At 64.2% G+C, this 18,533-nt stretch carries 15 protein-coding genes; 7 read left to right on the top strand and 8 right to left on the bottom strand.

Annotation, left to right across the window (positions count from 1 at the left end; translation table 11 throughout):
- The first annotated feature begins 216 nt into the window (after positions 1 to 216).
- Entirely contained in the window at positions 217 to 1,365 is a 1,149-nt protein-coding gene (locus NKH54_RS10595) for a Gfo/Idh/MocA family protein (RefSeq protein ID WP_353028173.1), read from the top strand.
- 14 nt (positions 1,366 to 1,379) lie between these two features.
- Entirely contained in the window at positions 1,380 to 2,360 is a 981-nt protein-coding gene (locus NKH54_RS10590; RefSeq protein WP_353028172.1) for an alpha/beta hydrolase, read from the top strand.
- On the opposite strand, the gene NKH54_RS10585 is transcribed toward NKH54_RS10590, so the two are convergent.
- Positions 2,348 to 3,412: a LacI family DNA-binding transcriptional regulator gene (locus NKH54_RS10585; RefSeq protein WP_353028171.1), complete on the bottom strand. Its 1,065-nt coding sequence runs from the start codon at positions 3,410 to 3,412 to the stop codon at positions 2,348 to 2,350. The genes NKH54_RS10590 and NKH54_RS10585 overlap by 13 nt on opposite strands.
- Positions 3,413 to 3,638: 226 nt before the next feature.
- On the opposite strand from NKH54_RS10585, the gene NKH54_RS10580 reads away from it, so the two are divergent.
- Positions 3,639 to 5,024, top strand: coding sequence for an FAD-binding oxidoreductase (locus tag NKH54_RS10580; RefSeq protein ID WP_353028170.1), 1,386 nt, complete (start codon positions 3,639 to 3,641; stop codon positions 5,022 to 5,024).
- 13 nt (positions 5,025 to 5,037) lie between these two features.
- Here NKH54_RS10580 and NKH54_RS10575 read toward each other — a convergent pair whose 3' ends face one another.
- Positions 5,038 to 5,682, bottom strand: a complete 645-nt coding sequence (locus tag NKH54_RS10575) for a YjbE family putative metal transport protein (RefSeq protein ID WP_352758141.1) — start codon at positions 5,680 to 5,682, stop codon at positions 5,038 to 5,040.
- A 255-nt stretch (positions 5,683 to 5,937) separates the two neighbouring features.
- On the opposite strand from NKH54_RS10575, the gene NKH54_RS10570 reads away from it, so the two are divergent.
- The 3 genes from NKH54_RS10570 to NKH54_RS10560 all read left to right on the top strand — a co-directional run bounded on the left by NKH54_RS10570 (position 5,938) and on the right by NKH54_RS10560 (position 9,120).
- Positions 5,938 to 6,579, top strand: coding sequence for a ThuA domain-containing protein (locus NKH54_RS10570; protein WP_353028169.1), 642 nt, complete (start codon positions 5,938 to 5,940; stop codon positions 6,577 to 6,579).
- Between the two features lie 139 nt (positions 6,580 to 6,718).
- Positions 6,719 to 7,825, top strand: a complete 1,107-nt coding sequence (locus NKH54_RS10565) for an OmpA family protein (RefSeq protein WP_353028168.1) — start codon at positions 6,719 to 6,721, stop codon at positions 7,823 to 7,825.
- A gap of 44 nt (positions 7,826 to 7,869) precedes the next feature.
- Complete coding sequence (locus NKH54_RS10560; protein ID WP_502907498.1) at positions 7,870 to 9,120, top strand: caspase family protein; 1,251 nt, start codon at positions 7,870 to 7,872, stop codon at positions 9,118 to 9,120.
- A gap of 58 nt (positions 9,121 to 9,178) precedes the next feature.
- Here NKH54_RS10560 and NKH54_RS10555 read toward each other — a convergent pair whose 3' ends face one another.
- Positions 9,179 to 9,742 (bottom strand): DUF6931 family protein, encoded by a 564-nt coding sequence (locus NKH54_RS10555; RefSeq protein WP_023687008.1) that lies wholly within the window; start codon positions 9,740 to 9,742, stop codon positions 9,179 to 9,181.
- A 229-nt stretch (positions 9,743 to 9,971) separates the two neighbouring features.
- Here NKH54_RS10555 and NKH54_RS10550 point away from each other — a divergent pair, with 229 nt between their 5' ends.
- The gene (locus NKH54_RS10550) at positions 9,972 to 10,508 is read left to right on the top strand and encodes an OmpA family protein (RefSeq protein ID WP_023682635.1); all 537 of its coding nucleotides are present in this window, start codon (positions 9,972 to 9,974) and stop codon (positions 10,506 to 10,508) included.
- Between the two features lie 79 nt (positions 10,509 to 10,587).
- Here NKH54_RS10550 and NKH54_RS10545 read toward each other — a convergent pair whose 3' ends face one another.
- From NKH54_RS10545 to NKH54_RS10525, 5 genes are all read right to left on the bottom strand, one after another.
- The gene (locus NKH54_RS10545) at positions 10,588 to 12,201 is read right to left on the bottom strand and encodes a caspase family protein (RefSeq protein ID WP_353028165.1); all 1,614 of its coding nucleotides are present in this window, start codon (positions 12,199 to 12,201) and stop codon (positions 10,588 to 10,590) included.
- A 265-nt stretch (positions 12,202 to 12,466) separates the two neighbouring features.
- Positions 12,467 to 14,863 carry a M23 family metallopeptidase gene (locus NKH54_RS10540; protein ID WP_353028164.1) on the bottom strand — a complete coding sequence of 799 codons (2,397 nt, stop codon included), beginning with the start codon at positions 14,861 to 14,863 and terminating at the stop codon, positions 12,467 to 12,469.
- Positions 14,860 to 15,273: a DUF1036 domain-containing protein gene (locus NKH54_RS10535; RefSeq protein ID WP_023738403.1), complete on the bottom strand. Its 414-nt coding sequence runs from the start codon at positions 15,271 to 15,273 to the stop codon at positions 14,860 to 14,862. Before NKH54_RS10535 ends, NKH54_RS10540 begins: the two co-directional genes overlap by 4 nt.
- Before the next feature lie 59 nt (positions 15,274 to 15,332).
- Positions 15,333 to 17,744 (bottom strand): serine/threonine-protein kinase, encoded by a 2,412-nt coding sequence (locus NKH54_RS10530; RefSeq protein WP_023738404.1) that lies wholly within the window; start codon positions 17,742 to 17,744, stop codon positions 15,333 to 15,335.
- On the bottom strand, positions 17,741 to 18,499 hold the full coding sequence (locus tag NKH54_RS10525; protein WP_023692196.1) for a PP2C family protein-serine/threonine phosphatase: 759 nt from the start codon (positions 18,497 to 18,499) through the stop codon (positions 17,741 to 17,743). The genes NKH54_RS10530 and NKH54_RS10525 overlap by 4 nt, the downstream gene beginning before the upstream one ends.
- Between the last annotated feature and the right edge of the window lie 34 nt (positions 18,500 to 18,533).

The following is an 18,533-nucleotide window of genomic DNA, read 5'->3' as shown; positions in this document are numbered from 1 at the left end:
GACCCACGGGCTTCGCAGCGGCCGTCGGCCGTTTTTCGTGCCGGTCATGTTCTCCTCCTCGCGCTGGCGGCCTCCCAATGCGCGCCAGAATTCTCATAAGCTCTATAAAAATTTTACGCGCGTCAACATTTAAAATCCTGTATAGCGGATTGCGGGGGGGCGTGGGAACTGCAACGGTTCGTGCAGCATGCCCTTGGCTTCGGAGGAAAGCTGGAAATGCACGGAAAGTCAGAGACAAAGCTCGGCATCGGTGTCATCGGCTGCGGCAACATCTCGATGACCTATCTGCGCAATGCAGCGCTCTTCGGTGGTGTCGAGCTACGCGCCTGCGCCGACATTTCCGCTGACATGGCCGAGCTGCGCGCCAGCCAATACGGCATCCGAGCGATTGGCGTCGACACGCTGCTCGCCGACCCCGACATCGACCTCGTGCTGAACCTGACCATCCCGGCGGCGCATTTCGACATTTCGTTGTCAGCGCTCTCGGCGGGCAAGCATGTCTTCACCGAAAAGCCGCTGGCAACCTCTGCCGCCGACGGCCGCCGCCTTGTCGCCGAGGCCGCGAAGCGCGGCCTGCTGATCGGCTCGGCGCCGGACACATTCCTGGGTGCAGCCGGCCGCCGCGCGCGCCGGCTGATGGATGACGGCGCGATCGGCAAGCCGGTGACCGGCACCGCTTTCATGATGGGACGGGGCATGGAGCACTGGCATCCCAATCCGCAATTCTATTATCAGCCCGGCGGCGGTCCGGTCTTCGATATGGGGCCCTATTACCTGACCGTGCTGGTCAATCTGCTCGGGCCGGTCGAGCGCGTCATGGCGATGGCGACGCGCGGCCAGGAGGAGAGGCTAATCACGGCCGACGGGCCGTTCAAGAACACGACATTCAAGGTCGGCACGCCGACCAGCATAATGTCGCTGCTCGAATTCCGTTCCGGCGCCACCGTCACCTTCGGCGCCTCCTGGGACGTGTTCAAACACTCCAACCATCCGATCGAACTGCACGGCACCGAAGGCTCGCTCAGGCTACCCGATCCCGACACGTTCGGCGGCACGGTCTCGCTGTCGGAACGTGGCGCCGACTGGGCCGATTTCGCCAGCGAGAGCGAATTGTATGGCGCCCGCAACTGGCCCTATGTGGCGCCCGACCGCGCCAATTACCGCATGCTCGGCGTCGCCGATCTGGCGCGCGCGCTGGCCACGGGCAGAAAGCCGCGCGCCTCCGGTGAGCTGGCGCTGCATGTGCTTGAGATCATGGAGGCGATCCTGGCTTCGGGCGAAAGCCGTGGCTCGGTTGCCGTCAACGGCACGGTCGACCAGCCGCCGCTGCTTGGCGAAGAGGAAGCGGCAACCCTGCTTGCCTGACGGGAGGTTCGTCCGTGACATCGCCGCCATCCCTGCCGACACTCGATCCGGAGGCCCGGCATGTGCTCGAGCTCGGCAGCCAGGCCGGCGCGCCGCCGTTCGAAACGGGAACGCCCGAACAGGCGCGCCGTGCCTACAATGAGGGCTTCCCAAACCTGCAAGGCGAGCGTGAGCCGGTAGCGGCACTCAATGAGCGCATCATCTCCGGACCCGGCGATCCGCTGAGGCTCAGGATCTATCGCGGGCAGGGCGCGCCTTCGGCAGGCGCTCCGGCGCTGCTCTATCTCCATGGCGGCGGCTGGGTGATCGGCAATCTCGACTCGCATGACGAGATCTGCCGCTGGTTCGCCAACGAGGCAGGCGCTGTCGTCGTTTCCGTCGACTACCGGCTGGCGCCGGAACACAAATTCCCGGCGGCAATAGAGGATTGCCGAGCGGCACTTGCCTTCATGCAAAGCGCCGCGGACGAACTCGGCATCGACGCTGCCCGCATCGCGGTTGCCGGCGACAGCGCGGGCGGCAATCTCGCCACGGTGCTCGGCCTGCTCACGCGGGGGGACAAAAATCCGCCGGCAGCGCAGCTGCTGTTTTATCCCAACACCGATGCCGGGCAGACGACGGACAGCTATCGCCGCTTCGCCATAGGCTTTGGCCTGACCGCCTCGACCATGGCCTGGTTCCGCGACCACTATATCCGCAATGCCGCCGACATCGGCAACTGGCGTACCTCACCGCTGAAGGCGGAAAGCCTCGCCGGTGCGCCGCCCACCTTCATCGCCATCGCCGGTCACGACATCCTCGCCGACGAAGGCGAGGCCTATGCCAGGCGTCTGCAGCAGGCCGGCGTGCCGGTCGTGCTGGAACACTGGCCCGGTCAGATCCACGGCTTCGTCTCGATGGGCCGTCACGGCCCGGCAGCGAGACAGGCGGTTGCCGCCGCCATTGCCGCGTGGCGAAGCTTCGATCCTGCCTTTGGAAAGGCTCAAGCGGACTGACGCATCACCAGGGCGGCGTCGAGGCTGACCTTCGGCGCGACGTTTGCCCTATCCTCGTTGAGCAAAGCGAGCAGTGTCTCGACGCTGCGCCCCGCCATGGCGGCAAAATCCTGCGCGATGGTGGTCAGTGCGGGGCAGGTGTAGCGGCTCAGCGGATGGTCGTCATGGGCGGCGATACGCAGGTCGCAATCGGCCTTGCGGCCGATCTTCAGCCCTTTCGCGAAGGCTGCCGCCATCACGCCGAAGGCCAGGCGGTCATTCGCACACAGTATGGTCTTGCCGGGCAGACCCCCGGTCTTGCCGGGCAGACCTCTGGTCTTGCCCGGCAGGCCGCTGGCCCCGAGCATCTGTTCCATCTGCTCGTAGCCGATGCGCTCGAAATCCCATGTGTAGTCTCGGGTGTTGCCGATAACCACCGGGTCCTGGCCAAGCTGATGCATCGCGGCGACGTAACTGTTCAGGCGCTCCGGCGAATTGTGATTGACATGCGGGATGTCGAAATAGACCGGGGGGTCGCCGGAGCGGCAGAGATAGTCGACGATGGTCGAGACGCTCTGGGCATTGTTGTTGCCGACAAAGGGCGTGCCGCCTTCGAGATAGGTATCGAAATAGACGACCGGCATTGTCTGGGTCAGCTTCTCCAGCGTGCGCCGGTCCGAGCGCAAGCCGAGCGGCGCGATCAGCGCGCCCGAAACTTTCAGCGACAGGATGGTACGTGTCGCCTCCATTTCGAGCTCGGTCGAGCCATGCGAGGAGATGACGATCGGCCAGTAGCCCTCGTCGCGCAGCCGAAGTTCGATACGGCTGACCATTTCGGAATAGAAGGGGTCGGTGACCGTCGGTACGACAATGCCGATGGCGCGGGTGCGCTTGCGGTTGAGGTTGCGGGCAAACAGATTGGGCTGGTAGTCGGACGACCGCAACGCCTCTTCGATGCGCTTGCGCGTTGCCGGCTTGACGCTGGTCGGATCGTCGAAATATTTCGACAGCGTCGGCCTGGAGACGCCGCAGGAGCGGGCGAAATCCTCCATCGTCTTGTGCGTCATTGGCATTCAATCCTCGTCTGGCACGCGCCAGAACCTCGGTCATCCCTTGACGCTGCCCACGGTCCTGCAGCCGGCGCGTCTGCCACGCAACGGCAGACGAAATTTACAGGAAACGTCAGTGGGTTCAACGCGCAATGACAGATTATACCGTGCGTAAATTTGTTCAATTGACGCGAAAATTGTCGCGCATCAAAGTCTCGGTCACAAAGAGCGCTGAAACAGTCCAGGCACCATGACACAACAGATCGATCGGCTTCTTTCCCAGCTTTATCGTCGGCTCGATGCCGCCGCGGTTGTGATCGGCGATGCTATCGATCCGCGCTACAGCGACGACCTCTCCGGCAAGGGCGGCGGCCAGCCCGAACTGGTCTTGCGTCCGCGCAACGCCGCCGACGTCGCCGAAATCCTGCGCCTATGCAGTGGTATCGGCCAGAAGCTGGTCGTCCATGGCGGCCGCACCGGGCTGGCCGGCGGCGCGCGCGTGCAGCCGGGCGAAGCGGTGCTGTCGCTGGAGCGCATGACCGCGGTCGAAGCGCCCGACGGCGCCGCGGCAACCATCATCGCGGAAGCCGGCGCGCCGCTGCAAATGGTGCAGGAAGCGGCCGATGCGTCCGGCCTGATGTTCGGCGTCGATATCGGCGCGCGCGGCACGGCGACGGTCGGCGGCAACATCGCCACCAATGCTGGCGGCATTCGCGTGCTGCGCTACGGCATGTACCGCGCCCAGGTGCTGGGGCTGGAGGCCGTGCTTGCCGACGGCTCGATCCTGACTTCGTTGCGTGGCCTGGCCAAGGTCAATTCGGGATACGATCTCAACCAGCTTTTCATTGGCAGCGAAGGCACGCTGGGCGTGGTTACTCGCGCCTGTCTGCGGCTGCATCCCAAGCCCGCCACCGAGGTTGCCGCCTTTTGCGCCCTTGGCTCGCTGGAGGCGGCGATTGCGTTGCTGGGGTTGCTCAAGCAGCGGCTCGGGCCCTTGCTTTCGGCCTATGAGGTAAACTTCTCGCCGCTCTACGGCGCCATGATTGCCGGCATGGCCGCGCCGGCGCCGCTGCCTGTCGGCGCGCCCGTCTATGTGCTGGCCGAGATCCAGGGCAGCCAGGCCGACCTGGACGGCGAGCGTTTCGCTTCGGTGCTGATGCAGGCGGTCGAGGACGGCATCGTCGACGACGTGGTCGTCTCGCAGTCGCCACGCGAATTCCGTGCGCTATGGGATGTGCGCGAAGAGGCCAACCGCTTCCTGTTTGCGATCGAGGGCATGATCGGCGTCGACATCAGCATCCCGTTGGCGACCATGGCGGATTTCCTGCGCAACGCCGAAGCCGCGATCCACGCCGTCGACAGCAGCGCCGAGATCTACGTCTTCGGCCATCTCGGCGACGGCAATCTGCACTATCAGGTCGACAGCACGGAACCGGCGGCCGCCTATGAGATCATCTATCGCGGCGTGGCGGCATGCGGTGGCGCCGTCTCGGCCGAGCACGGCATCGGCCTCGACAAGAAGAAATGGCTGAACCTCGTGCGCAGCGACGCCGAACTATCAGCCATGCGCCGGCTGAAGGTGGCGTTCGATCCGCACAACATTCTCAACCCAGGGCGGATTTTCGATATCATTTGATCGCCAGGAGGATCTAGCTTGCAACTGGCGAGAGCAGCGCGTGGAAGTCGACCGTTCTCATCTGCTCGACGCCGTCCAGAGTCATATTTCCCGCGACATAGACGATGATTGCCAGACCGAGCCAGCCGATCCAGCGATACCTGGCAAGCAGCGCCGCCACCAGCGTCGAGGCGACCGCCATCAGAACCACCGACAGGATGAGACCGAACACCAGCGCATTCATGTCGTGGGCGGCGGCGCCCGCCACGGCCAGCACATTGTCCAGCGACATCGAGACATCGGCGACGACGATCTGCAGGATCGCGGTGCGCAGCGCCTTGGCCGGCCGCGCCGTCGCAAGTGCTGCGGCTTCAGTGTCGACGTCCTCGCCGTCGCCGGCCGAGCGCAACTCCTGGAACATGTTCCAGCACACCCAGAACAAAAGCATGCCGCCGACCAGCATGATCCCCGGAATTTCCAGCAGTTGCACCGCGATCACCGCAAAGACGACGCGGATCACCGCCGCCGCGGCAATGCCGGCGATGATCGCCTTCTGCCGCAACGCCTTGGCGAGGCCTGCGGCCGCCATGCCGATCACCACGACATTGTCGCCAGACAGCACAAGGTTGATGGTGATGACTTCCAGATAAGCGGCTACAGTCGTCTGGTCGAAACTCATAGAGCGGTCTCCCCGGAAGGCTCCGGCTGGTTGCGGCGGATCGGACCGATGTCTGCGCAAACGCGAAGACAGCTGATTTGAGTGCAGCCCGGTATTGAAACAAGACGCCAGCGCGGCCAATCGGTCCTCATCCACGGAATTCATCGCCGGGTCGTGATTTCCGACCAGAAATGCCCGTCCCAGAATGCCCGTCATGGAAGGAAGACAAAAGCGTTCCGCTTGCCTATCAATATTGCCGACCAAGGAGAGACGAGCATGAGCAAGACGGCACTGATTTTCTGGGGCGGATGGGAGGGGCACACGCCGGCCCGCAGCGCCGCTGTCGTCAGCGAGATATTGACGGGGCATGGCTTCGAAGTGCGGACAGAAGAGGGCACATCGGCGCTCGCCGATCCGCAGCTCCCGGCCATCGATCTGATCGTGCCGGTGATCACCATGTCGACGATCGAGAAACCGGAGCTGCAAAACCTCACCGCCGCCGTCAGCGGCGGAACCGGCCTTGCCGGGTTCCACGGCACCATGGGCGACAGTTTTCGCAACGAGCCGAACTATCAGTTCATGACCGGCGGCCAATGGGTCGCGCACCCCGGCGACATCATCGACTACCGTGTCGACATCATCAGCGACGATCCGATCGTCAGGGGTATCGAGGGTTTCGCCTACCATTCCGAGCAGTATTACATGCATGTCGACCCGAGCAACGAGGTGCTGGCGACGACGACGTTCAGCGGTGAGCATCTCGATTTCATCGACGGCGTCGTCATGCCCGTGGTCTGGAAGCGCCGCTACGGCAAGGGCCGCGTCTTCTTCAGCGCGCTCGGCCACACCGCGGATGAGTTTTCCGTCCCGCAAATGCGCACCATCTTCGAGCGTGGGGTGCTGTGGGCCAGCCGGTAACCGGGGCCTATCCGAGCAGGCAACGGCGATATCACGCCTCCGCTACTCGCTAAGCCGCGGCTAACGCTCTATGCTGGCTGAGGTCACGGCGTTCGACCGCCGTCATCGCAACTGAAATGTGTTGTCACGGGGGACATGCATGTTCGGGGTCGTCGGATTAGTAAGGCATGGAAAGTCGTCGCAGCGCTGGGGTCCGCCCGCTCTGGTGGTCGTGGTGTTCGGTCTGTTGCTGCTTGCGCCGCAGGCGGCCAACGCGCAGCTGAACTGGACGCTCGATCCGGCGAATTCGACACTCACCTATCAATCGGTGAAGAAGAACACCATTGTCGAAACCAACAAGATCAGGAACCTCTCGGGCACGCTGACATCGGATGGCGCCGCCAAGGTCACGTTCGACCTCAACTCGGTCGACACCGGCATCGACCTTCGCAATGTCCGCATGCGCTTCCTGTTCTTCGAAACCTTTAAATTCCCGACGGCGGAAGTGACGGCGAAAGTCGATCCCGCCGCTTTTGCCGATCTCGCCACCAAACGGCGCATGAGCGCGCATATCCCGTTTCGCCTGAGCCTGCACGGCGCCGACAAGGACCTTGAGGCCAATGTAGTGGTCACCATGATCACCGACAGCATGGTGTCGATCGCCTCGGAGGCGCCGGTCGCCGTCCATGTCGAGGATTTCGGCCTGTTGCCCAACATCGAAAAACTCCAGCAGGCGGCCAATGTCAGCAGCATCGTCCCGACGGCTTCGGTGTCGTTCGACTTCGTCTTCACCGCTGATGGGGCCAAGCCGGCGGCGGCGCCTGCCGTCGCCGCCGCAGCCCCAGCCGATGCCGGGCCGGTCGCCACAGATGCAGGCAAGACGTCCTTCAGCGACGATGAATGCCTGAACAGGTTCGAGGTGCTGTCGCGCACCGGCGCCGTCTATTTTCGCCCAGCCAGCGCTCGGCTCGATGAAAAGAGCCGCCCACTGCTGGCCGAGGTGGTCGGCGTCGTCGGCAAATGTCCGAAACTGAAGGTCGAGGTTTCGGGCCATACCGATTCCGACGGCTCGCCGACGGCCAACAAGAACCTGTCGGAACGGCGCGCCAAGGCGGTCGCCGACGCGATCATCGCTGCGGGCATTCCATCGGCGCAGATCACGGCTTCCGGCTATGGCGAGGAAAAGCCGGTGGCGCCGAACGATACGCCGAAGAACAAGGCGCTGAACCGGCGGATCGAGTTCTCCGCCACGCCGCTCTCCAACTGAGCCGGTCCTTAACTGAGAAGGCCCGTCAACCGAAAAGGAATCCGGTGCGTTTGGACATCATTGCAAGTTGCGGCAACTTCATGCGCGGCATCGGCCTCGCCGTGCTGGCGCTTGCGTTGACCATTACCATGACCGCGGCCAGTGCCGAACGCCGCATCGCCCTGGTGCTCGGCAATTCCCATTACCGGAACGCGCCGGTGCTGCCCAATCCGGTGAACGATGCGCAGGCAATGTCCGATCGCCTGAAGGGGCTGGGCTTCGAAATCGTCTCCGGCCTCGATCTCACCAAGGCGCAGACGCAGGAAAAGATCGCGCAATTCGCCAGGCAGGTGCGTGGCGCCGATGTCGCGCTGTTCTTCTATGCCGGTCACGGCCTGCAGGTCTCCGGCAGGAACTACCTGCTGCCTGTCGATGCGGCGCTGGAGGACGAGACCTCGCTCGACTTCGAAGCCGTGCAGGTGGACTTCATCCTGCGGCAGATGTCGCGCGAGACCAGCATCAGGCTGGTGTTCCTCGACGCCTGCCGCGACAACCCGCTCGCCGATGTGCTTGCCAAGGAGACTGGCGGCGACAGCACGGCAAGCAGCGGCCTTGCCGAAATACCGATCGAGAATGGCGGCGCCGGCACGCTGGTCGCCTTCGCTGCCAGTCCCAACCAGCTCGCCTATGACGGACCGGGCGAGCACTCGCCATTTTCGGCGGCGCTGCTTGCCCATATCGGCGAGGTCAACGTCTCGATCACCGAAGCGATGAACCGGGTTACGTCGGATGTGTTCAAGGCCACAGCCGGACGCCAGCGGCCCTGGATCAACGTTTCGCTGACCACCGATGTCGTGCTTCACAAGGTCGATCTCAAGGCGCCGCTGATCGTCGGCGATTCCGGCCCGGCTGCGCCCGAAGGCGATACGCAGGCGCGCACCGGCGCGGCCGCCAATCCGCCGGGTACGGACGCCGGCGAGCAGGCGCTGGAACAGCTGCGTGAGGAAATTCCGAAGCTGGGCTCGGACGCGCCAATCCTTTTCGATGTTCCGGTCAATTTCGGCGACCCGGCGATCGACGGCAAGAGCATCGCCCAACTCATCCAGGGCAAGCCGCACTTCAGTCCGGTCGAGGGCCTGGAAAAGTCCGTCTGGGACAACCAGTGCAGCAACTGTCATCAATGGACCGAGGAGCGGCTGTGCGACCAGGCCAAGACCTACGTCACCAATGATGCCTCGGTGTTGCGCCTGCAACACCCGCTGGGCACGCGCTTCAAGGTGGCACTCGGCAAATGGGCGCAAAACGGCTGCAAATGAGACCGCCAACAATGGGTTGGATCAGATTTCAATGAAATCTCATCACGATCCAGAGCAATCAGGCTCGGCGCAGCGCCTCGGTTTCGGCCAGATGGATGCCCATCTCGACAAAGGCGGTGAGCACGGAGAAACGGTCCGCCACCGCAACCCGCGCCAGTCCGGCCAGTATGCCGGCATTGACGGCATGCGCAGCCGGCAGCGGCCGCAGCCTCGACCCGTTGGTCTGCGGCGTCAGGCCATTGATGTGCCGTTGCGCCGCTAGCGCGATCCAGCCGGCAGGCGTGTGCTGCTGCGTCATCGCCGCCCCGGCGACAGCCTCCCGGCGGGTTGCATTGTTGGGGTCGCCGACCCACTCCTGGATCAGTGTCAGCGTTGCGAGGTCCTGCTCTTCGAGCAGCTCGGTCAGATGCCCCAGGCACTCATGGCCCCACCAGATTGCGGCCCGGTCAGGCAGGAGATAGGCGCAAAAGGTAATCGCTTCCTCGGGGATGCGCCCGGCCATCAGCCGGCGGCAGAACTCGAGCGAGGGTTGGTCGGTCGGAACGGCCGTCATGTCCCGAGCGACAGCCGTGTTCGCGGCGAAGAGATCGCGTGCGGTCTGGAATCGAAGCCCGTTGACCATCGCTGCTGTTATCCTCCCCCAGCCCTCACTCAACCCGCCTGCGAGGCGCGGGTCAAGTCTGTCGACCACCACATGTCCATGACGTTGTTCACAGACAAACGCCTCACGGTTTGGTATATTCCACAGCCGACCGTGATCTCGACAGATCATTGTCGAACAGGAAGAGTTGGCCCGGATCCATGGATCGGGCCTGAGTGAAAATCGGATGCTCGAAACGGGAGTAACCGTTATGCAGCGGCACATTTCAGTCTTGGCATTGGCGACCGTGCTTTTCTCGACTCACGTCTATGCCGACCCACTTCAGAAATCGGAAGACATTGTGAAGTTCTTTGCCGGCACGATCGATCACGGCGCGGCACGCGGGATTTGTGTCGGCACCGAGGACGAGTGCAAGAGCAAGACCGGCCAGAAAGAAAAGCCTCCGGAGAAGACCGGCCTCGATATGCTGATCAATTTCAGCCTGGATTCGTCCGAGCTCGACGCCAAGGCGCGCAGCGAACTCGACGAATTCGCCAAGGCGCTGAAGGACGATCGGCTGAGCAAGCTGTCCTTCGTCGTCGAAGGCTATACCGACGCATCCGGCTCGGCGACCTACAATGAGGGGCTGTCGCAGCGCAGGGCGCAGTCGGTGACGGCCTTCCTCGAATCCAACGGCATCGAAGCCACCCGCATCAAGGCGGTCGGTCTCGGCGAGGCCAATCCACGCAACCCCGACCCCTACGATCCCGTCAATCGCCGGGTCGAGATGCGGATCAAGGCGCAGTAGCGTCGCCGGCTGCGTTTTCCGGCCATCAACGCCGCGCGTCCAACGGACACGCGGCGTTTTTGTCGTTCGATGTGATCGATCAGTTCTTGAGCACGCCGCCGACCGCTACGCCGGTGCCGAAGATCAGCGCCTTGGTCAGGAAATCATTGTTGTCCCGCGGCGGCGGCTCATCCTCGCGCACGACCTCCCGGTTGCGCCTTTTCTGCACGAACTGCTGCTGTCGGCGCGGCTTCTGGGCGTACTGCTTCTTGCGTGGCTTTTCCGCCACCGGCTTCAGCGTGCGGGCCTTCTGCACCATCTGTTTTTTCGGCTTGTCCACGCCGGCCTGGTCGGCCTCATGCTTGGCACGCACGGCCTCCATCATCGGATCCGTCTGGATAACCAGGAATGCCAGTTGCTCGCGCGTCAGGAAGGTGGTCGGAGGCAGCCCGTTCCCCTCTTGCCAGTCGCCGATCGCTTGCCGGGTCTTGGCGCCGATATTGCCGTCAACGCGGCCAAGCTCGTTGCCCAGCGCCTCGACGCGCAATTGCAGGTCGATGCGGCCCTGGCGATCGAGACCGATCGCGTTCTCCGTCGCCTCGGTGCCCAGCACCTTCTTCATGTCGTCCGAAATGCCGACCGAGGTGCGCACGGCAGAACCCGAGTTCGCTTCGTCGGCATCGAGCGCTGCCACCTGCCGTTCCTGGGCTTTCGGATCGTTCAGCGCATCGATGTTGAGCCGCGCCACCGTGGCGAAGCGGCCATTCGGGAACTGTTCGAGATAGGCTTCGTAGAATGGCGCGGTGTTGCGCTTCGAGGCCTCGTCCCAAAGCCGCTGCTCGACTTCCCACGAAGGCGGTTCGCTGGTGACGGGGGCAGGGGCGGGCGCTGTCGCGGCGTTCGCGTCGTCGGCGGCCGGTTTTGCCACCGGCACGGCTTCGGCGGCCGGTTTGCCAAGGAAAACCTCGCGGCCCAGCGATGCGTTGTGCCATGGCCGCTGGCGGCCTTGCGTGGTCTCGGCCACTTCGCCGCGCACCCGCGTCAGCGCGCTCTGGATCTCGACGCCGGGTTCGGTCAGGTGCCTGGCGAGCGCGGTCGAGTAGGGGCTGTCGACGCCGTTGCCGTCAAAGGCGATGGCGCCCGGGTCGGTGGCATAGGCAATCAGGATGCCGCCGGTGCCGAAGCCCTCTGATTTAGGGTCGATCGGCGCCAGGCCGGTGCCCAGCGCGGTGGAGCGGGTCTTCGGCATCGCGGCCGCCAGCGTCCGTGCCAGCGGATTGTCGCGGCAGGCATCGAGGATGATGACGCCGACCGCCGGGTCGGGCGGCAGTGCGGCCATGAAGTCGTCGATCTGGACGGTGCGGGTCTTGAGATAGGCAGGTGACGTCAGTTCGGCGTCGACCGGGATCAAAAAGTTCTTGCCGTCGACTTGCATGCCGTGGCCGGCATAGAAGATGACGGCGAGGTCGGCATCGTAGGACTGCTCGGTGAATTTGCTGATCAGGCTGTGCATGCCGGCATTGTCCTGGTCGACGCCCTCGATCACCTCGAAGCCCGCATTGCGCAGCGTCGATGCGATGAGATGCGCGTCATTGGCCGGATTGGGCAATTCGACGGCATGGACGTATTTGCTGTTGCCGATGACCAGCGCGACGCGTTTGACGCCACCGGCATCCGGCGCCGCCGCCTGGACGGTGCCAAGCGCGGTCAGCATTAACAGAAAAAATCCGCTCAAAAGGACGGCAAACGCTTTCATGGGATCGGCCCTCCGCCCCAATGGGGCGCGTTATTGATGGCTGCGCATGCTAGATTTCACCAGCGACTGTATCGCTTCTGCCAAAATGGCTCTTGGGCGTATGTGATCCCAGCCACAGTTTTGGTTCACAAGGACCCAAAAACCTTCCCAAATATCCGCAAACATACCATTCGCCGGCCTCAGAACCAATCGGCTTGGCGAAAGCCGGGGCGAACTGCCAGCTCTAGCCCGGCTCAAGAGTATTTTGGATCGAGCCGACCAGTGCCGTTATCGCCTGCTTGTATTTTTCGAACTCCGGCGATGTCTGGCGGACTTCCGTCGTCGTCGGCTGGCCCGCATCGGTGGTGGCGGGCGTCGGCAATTTGCGGCCCATCTTCCGTTCCGCCCAGTCGACGACGTAGCTGGCGGTCTTGCCGGTAAGAAATGGGTTGGCCTGGATAACGGACGATCCGAGCACGGCGCTCAACTGCGCCGATCCCGGCGACGCCAGCACCTGATGTGCGCCTTCCATGCCGAGGAAATGGCAGAGATAGAGCCGGCCGGCGGTAATCTGATGGCCGCGCGCCTTGAGATAGGCTTCGCCCTCGCGCGCCAGATTGCGCACCATCTCACGCGAGATGGTGGCGTCGTAGCGCAAAGCGAGCAGGTCTGCGGTCGACAGCGATCGCGCGAGTTCGGGACGATAGGTGTTCATCATCCGGATCCAGGTCTTGGATATGAACTGGCCGGCGCCTGTCGCCGAAGACAGCGGGTTCTTGGCCCGCGCGCTACCGCCCGATTCGACGTGGACGATACGGTCGGTCAGCGTTTCGACGGCGGGATCGCTGGAAGTGACGGCGATTGCAGCGGTCACTGTTCCGAGCGGATCGATCGCCTGACCGCTTTGATAGAGTTCGAAATGCAAATGTGGCCCGGTCGACAGGCCGGTGGTGCCGATATAGCCGATGATGTCGCCGGCCTTCACCTTGGTGCCGACACCGCTGGCAATGGCGAATTTCGACATATGCGCGTAGCGCGTCTCGCGGCCGCCGCCATGGGCGATCTTGACCACATTGCCGTAGCCGCCGCCGTCGCCCTGGAAGATGATCTCGCCGTCGAAGGCTGCGGCGATCGGGGTCCCCACGGGTGCTGCCCAGTCGACGCCTTTGTGGATGCGAACAACGCCCAGGATCGGATGCTTGCGCGGCCCGAAGGTCGACGTCATGACACCGTTGACCGGCGTCACCATGCCGTTGGCCACCGTCAGCGAGCGCACCTGGTCATCGCCCGAGACGCAGGAAAACTGGCCGTCGCTCTGCTGGAAAACCAAACAATCGAGGCTCTTTTGCGTGCCTTGGATGCCGACATAGAGCACCCGTCCGTCGGTCTCGTTCTTGCCGCGCGGCGTCTGCGAATAGATCAGCACAAGGCGCTGGTCCTCGCTGGCGAAAGCATCCAGATCCTGTCCGCGCGACAGATACATGATGGCTTCGCCGATGATGCCGCTCGGCACATTGTTGCGGGCCGCCGTCGAGTAGATCGCGTCGAGCAGGCGGTATTGCCGTTTCTGCGTGCCTTCGGTCTCGGCGCCCGAATAATTGAACAGGTCCTCGCGCACCCACGGGTCGACGCCCGACACGAAGGCGCCGGCCGCGTTGCGTGTCAGCGTGCCTACAAAGACGTTCCTGGCGTAGATCGAGACCTGCATCAGCGACATCGTCGTGGTCTCGCGCGTCGGCCTGAAGCCGCGCATCGCCACGACATAGCCAGGCTGCAGGCCGTCCTTGTCGAACAGCGCCTTCAGCGCCTCGCCGGCAAGCTTTGCGTCGTCGGCGGAAAAATGCGCATCGAGCGCCACGCTGTCCAGGCTGCGGTCGTTGAGGATTTTCACGAAAATGTCCTGGGTCGCCTCGAAGCGCTGGTATTCCGAGCTGACGGTGGCAACGCTGGTGTTGTTTTCGACCGCTGTCTTCTGAAAGGCGGGGAGTGCTGCTTCGCCCTCATCGATGGTCTCGCCCCAGCCGGCCTCGGGGTCATCGGCCGCCGTCGATGCACCCGGAGAGGTCTGCGGGTCAGGAGCTGGGCCGGAGGCCGCCGGAGCCCCGTCCGCGCCGGGCGATGGTTGAAGATCGTTCTGCAGGTCATTCTGCGGATCGTTGGGTTCGGCGGGTGGCGCGACCGCGGTCTTCCGCTGCGCCTGAAAGAAAGCGAAATCCTCTTGCGTCGAGGGGATCGTCGTCATGAATTTTTCGCTGGCGCTCAGCATCACGTCGGAGAGAACCATGATCTGAGGGGAGATGCCGGCCTGGTCGAGCTCCCTCGGGCGCGGCATCCCGCGGCTCTTGGCGGCGCCGGCTTCTGGCGCCAGTGTGATCCACATCGGGTCGCCGGCAAGGTCGATGATGGCCGGCACGTAGACCGATGCGTCGGCCGGTACGTCGTCCGAGCCTTCGACGGCGTGCAGTTCCTCGTCCTCGTCGCCGAACGACCAGTAGTCGGCGGTAAGATAGAAGCCGGTGGCAATCGCGGCGAGGACGATTGTCGCCAGGCCAGCCGCCAGCCCGAGCCAGTTCCTGCGCCTGCGCAGCGCGGCGCGCGCCTGCTTCTTTGCCTTGAAGCTGGTGTCGATGCTGTGCGTCACGGCGCGCTTCCGGTCAGGAAGAAGGTCCAGCGCCCCTGTTCCTGGGTGTCGACTTCGAGAAACTTCGCCGCGATATGGCCGCGCTGCCAGCATTCATCGATGCCGCGGATCGAGAACCGCCGCCGCTCGATGCACATGTCGGTGGAGCCTGCCAGAATGGCGTGGCCGAACACATCCGTCGCGTAGATGTAGATGTAGCGGTTGGTCAGCTCCTCGCGAATGACGTTGACGCATTGATTGGCGCCGATGGTCCACCAGCCATCGGTCTGGTCGGCATCGTCGATCTTCTGACCTACGGCAAGATTGACGACGTCGAGCGTCTGGTTGCAGACGGTGAATTCGGCGCGCGCCTGCCCAGTGGAAAGAAGCGCCAGCAACAGCGTCGCAACCGCGCTCGCGGCGAGCTTCACCCGCACATTCCGGGCAAGCAGGACGGGATCTCGGCGACGGCGTTGCATCGGCGTCGGTGCTAGCCGCCGAGGCGGAAATATTTGGCGGTCGCCGAAAATGCCGAACTCCTGGCGCCGATCTCGTCGAGTATCCTGGGCAACAGCACCGAGGCCGGCGTCGGCGTTGTGAAGTCCGCCGCCTTAATGTCCTGCGGCCCGGTGATCACCATGATGATCTGCGGCAACGCCTTGCCTGCCGCCTTGTCGGCGGCGCCGAGCCCGATCGGGATCGAGAAGGTCGCCTTGTCGGCTTGTACGACAACATGGTCGTCGAGGTTGAAGGCGATGCCCCTGTGGTCGATCAGGAACACGCTCGACACCAGCCCGCCATGCGTCACCAGCGTGCCGTCGATCGGCGAGCCGTCCGGCACCGATGTCTGGTCGAGGACAAGCTGCGGCCTGTCGGCCGTGCTCGCGCCCATGAAACGCAGGAAGCCGGTGATCCCGCATTGCGGGGGCTGGATAAGGCGGACGCTGATATCCGGCTCGACATGGAACTTCGCCTGGAATTCCCCAAGCAACTGTTCGAAGGGTGGCACCGACGTGCCGAAGCCCTCGATCGCGACACCCTTGTCGGTGGCCGACGTCACCGTCGCATAAAAACAGTCACCACCATTGAAGGCGCGTACCCAGGTGGCCCGCTCCGCGGCCGCATCGGCCGGTGGCGGCACCTCCGGCTTGGGCACGTTCATGGCAATTTCGGGCTCTGCCGGCTTGTCGGCCTGCTCACCGCTGGCGATATCGGGCTGGCTTGGCTTGGGCTCCGCGGTCGATTCAGGCGCCTGCGTGTCCGGCTTGGGCGCCTGCGCGGCCGGTTCAGGGGCCTGCGCCTTGGGCTCGGGCGCTTGAGCGGTGGGTTCCGGCGCCGGTGCTGTGGGCGTGGGTGCCTCGGCCGTCGGTTCAGGTGTTTGCGTGGCCGGCGCTGTCGCCTTGGGCTCTACCGGCGGACTGACAGGCTCGGGGTTCTTCGCGGCATCGGACTGTGACGGGCCGGATGGCGGTTGCAGCGCGACGGTCTTGTCGGTTGGTGCGGCCGGCAGCGGGGCCGTAGCGCTCGACGCGACTGGCGGCGTCGGCTGCGGCTCGACCGGCGCTTTGGCCTGATCTTCAGCCGGAGTCTCCGCTGGTTGCGGCTTTGGCACCGTCTTCTCGACCGGCGCAGTGTCCGGAACGGGCTTGTCAGCGACGATCGGCTTTGTCAGTTCGGGTTGGAGCGGCTTGCCGGTGTCGGCGACGCGAGGCCGGTCTCCGAATCCCACGATACTCGATGCATAGAGCCCTCCAAGCGATACCACGGCCACCGCCGACAGCACCGCGATCGTCAGATTTCTGCCTGTAGTAGCACGCTTCGGTGGTGTGCTTGCTCGCTTGGGAGTTTCAGCAGCCGGTTTCGGCTGCGACAGGTGCGCCGGGCGCACGTGCGGCACGAAAGACGGCTCCGCCGTGCCGCTTGGCGGGGCCGAACCGAAGCCTTGGGCCGGCGAGTCCCCGACCTTCGAGACAGGCCCTGCGGTCTGCCCGGTTCGCGGCAGGCCGGGCCGGGGCGCGAGCGATGCCGGCGGCAAGGTCGCGTCGCTGTCGTCGCGCGTCAACCGGGCGATTTCGGCCATGCTGGCCGGTCGATCATCCGGGTCAGGCTGCAGCATCGCTTCGACAATGTCCCTGAAATCGGCATCGATGCCGGAGAGATCAGGGACGGTCCGCCGTTTTTCGACGATCTCGTATTGCGAGCCGCCCATGTCGATCGGCTTGCCGCGCAGCGCCGCCGCCAGCACCAGCCCCAGGCTGTAGATGTCGGACTGTTCGCTGACCTCGCCGCCATAGAGCCCGAGCTGCTCGGGGGAGACGTAATTGTATTTTCCGGCAAACTTGCCGCCGATCAGCGTCTCGCCACCGACCGCGGCCGATCGCGCAATGCCGAAATCGATGATCTTTGCCCGCTCGACCCGGCCGCCCGGCAGGATGATGTTGTCGGGCGACAGATCGCGGTGGATGGCGCCGGCCTGGTGCACGGCGCTCAGGCCCGAGGCCAGCCGGTGGCACAGTTTGCGCACATCCGGAGTCGCCATCGCCCCGCCGCGCATGACGTCGTACAGCGACTGGCCGTCGACGAATTCCATCGCCAGATAGGGCCGCCCGATGCCGGGATCTATGGTGAAGACGTGGTAGCGCACGACCGCGTCATGCGACAGATGGTTGAGGATCGAGGCTTCCTTGCGAAACAGCGACAGGATCGTCTGGTCGCGGGCGAATTCCGGCAGCACGATCTTGATCGCGACATGATCGCCGGTCTGGATGTTGTGGCCGCGATAGACTTCGCCCATGCCGCCCGACGCGATGCGTTCGTCGAGCTCGTAGATGCCGCTGAGCTGCGTGCCGACGCTGGTATCCGCCATGTTGGGCAATAGCCGAGTCTTGTCGTCGGAGCTCATCGGTCGCGGCCTTCTGCTCGGGACAGGCCATTGCCTTTGTCTCTGATCTTGACCAGAACGATGGTGACGTTGTCCGTGCCGCCGCGCTCAAGCACCATGGAAAGCAGCTTTTCGCAGGCAGCCTGCGGCGCTGCCGAGAGCACTGCAGCCGCAATCTCCGCGTCACTGACATGCGCCGTCAGGCCGTCCGTGCTGAGGATGAAAATGTCGCCGGCAAGGGTCTCTCCCTGCTGGAAGTCGATGGCGATTTCGTCGTTGACGCCGATGGCGCGGGTGATGACGTTGCGGCGCGGCCAGTTCTCCGCTTCGGCCGCGCTGATCGCGCCGCTGTCGAGCAGTTCCTGGACCTCGGTGTGGTCGCGCGAAATCTGCGAGATCGCGGCGTTGCGCACGAGATAGACGCGGCTGTCGCCCGACCACAGGCAGGCGAACCTGCCGTCCATGGCCAGCAGTGCGGCAACGGTGGAGCCGATGGTCACGCCGCGTGAGCGCGAAATCCGGCGGATCTCGGCATGCGCCCGGTTCAGCCGATCCTCAAAGCGGGCGCGCAGATCCGGCGCCGAACTGGCGATGCCGATCGTCGCCAGATGCTCGACAATGCTTGCCGAAGCGACTTCTCCGGCCTCGTGCCCGCCCATGCCGTCGGCCACCACCCAGAGGCCGATCCGCGGCTCGACCAGGAAGCTGTCCTCATTGTGGTCACGCACGCAGCCCTTGTGGCTCACGCCGTAGCTCTCAAAGGCGGCATCGTTCACTTGCCTACGCTCCGCAACGCCTTGGCTGACGTGC

Origin of the sequence: Mesorhizobium sp. M1004 (assembly GCF_040318795.1) — a bacterium.
Lineage (GTDB): Bacteria > Pseudomonadota > Alphaproteobacteria > Rhizobiales > Rhizobiaceae > Mesorhizobium.
Note: the sequence above shows the minus strand (reverse complement) of the source record. Positions and strands in the feature narration are given on the sequence as shown.

What these genes read in the sequence shown, in the direction of transcription:
- NKH54_RS10595 (WP_353028173.1), top strand. Translation starts at nt 217, where the DNA reads ATGCACGGAAAGTCAGAGACAAAGCTCGGCATCGGTGTCATCGGCTGC.
- NKH54_RS10585 (WP_353028171.1), bottom strand. Translation starts at nt 3,412, where the DNA reads ATGCCAATGACGCACAAGACGATGGAGGATTTCGCCCGCTCCTGCGGC.
- NKH54_RS10580 (WP_353028170.1), top strand. Translation starts at nt 3,639, where the DNA reads ATGACACAACAGATCGATCGGCTTCTTTCCCAGCTTTATCGTCGGCTC.
- NKH54_RS10575 (WP_352758141.1), bottom strand. Translation starts at nt 5,682, where the DNA reads ATGAGTTTCGACCAGACGACTGTAGCCGCTTATCTGGAAGTCATCACC.
- NKH54_RS10570 (WP_353028169.1), top strand. Translation starts at nt 5,938, where the DNA reads ATGAGCAAGACGGCACTGATTTTCTGGGGCGGATGGGAGGGGCACACG.
- NKH54_RS10565 (WP_353028168.1), top strand. Translation starts at nt 6,719, where the DNA reads ATGTTCGGGGTCGTCGGATTAGTAAGGCATGGAAAGTCGTCGCAGCGC.
- NKH54_RS10555 (WP_023687008.1), bottom strand. Translation starts at nt 9,742, where the DNA reads ATGGTCAACGGGCTTCGATTCCAGACCGCACGCGATCTCTTCGCCGCG.
- NKH54_RS10550 (WP_023682635.1), top strand. Translation starts at nt 9,972, where the DNA reads ATGCAGCGGCACATTTCAGTCTTGGCATTGGCGACCGTGCTTTTCTCG.
- NKH54_RS10545 (WP_353028165.1), bottom strand. Translation starts at nt 12,201, where the DNA reads ATGCTGACCGCGCTTGGCACCGTCCAGGCGGCGGCGCCGGATGCCGGT.
- NKH54_RS10530 (WP_023738404.1), bottom strand. Translation starts at nt 17,744, where the DNA reads ATGAGCTCCGACGACAAGACTCGGCTATTGCCCAACATGGCGGATACC.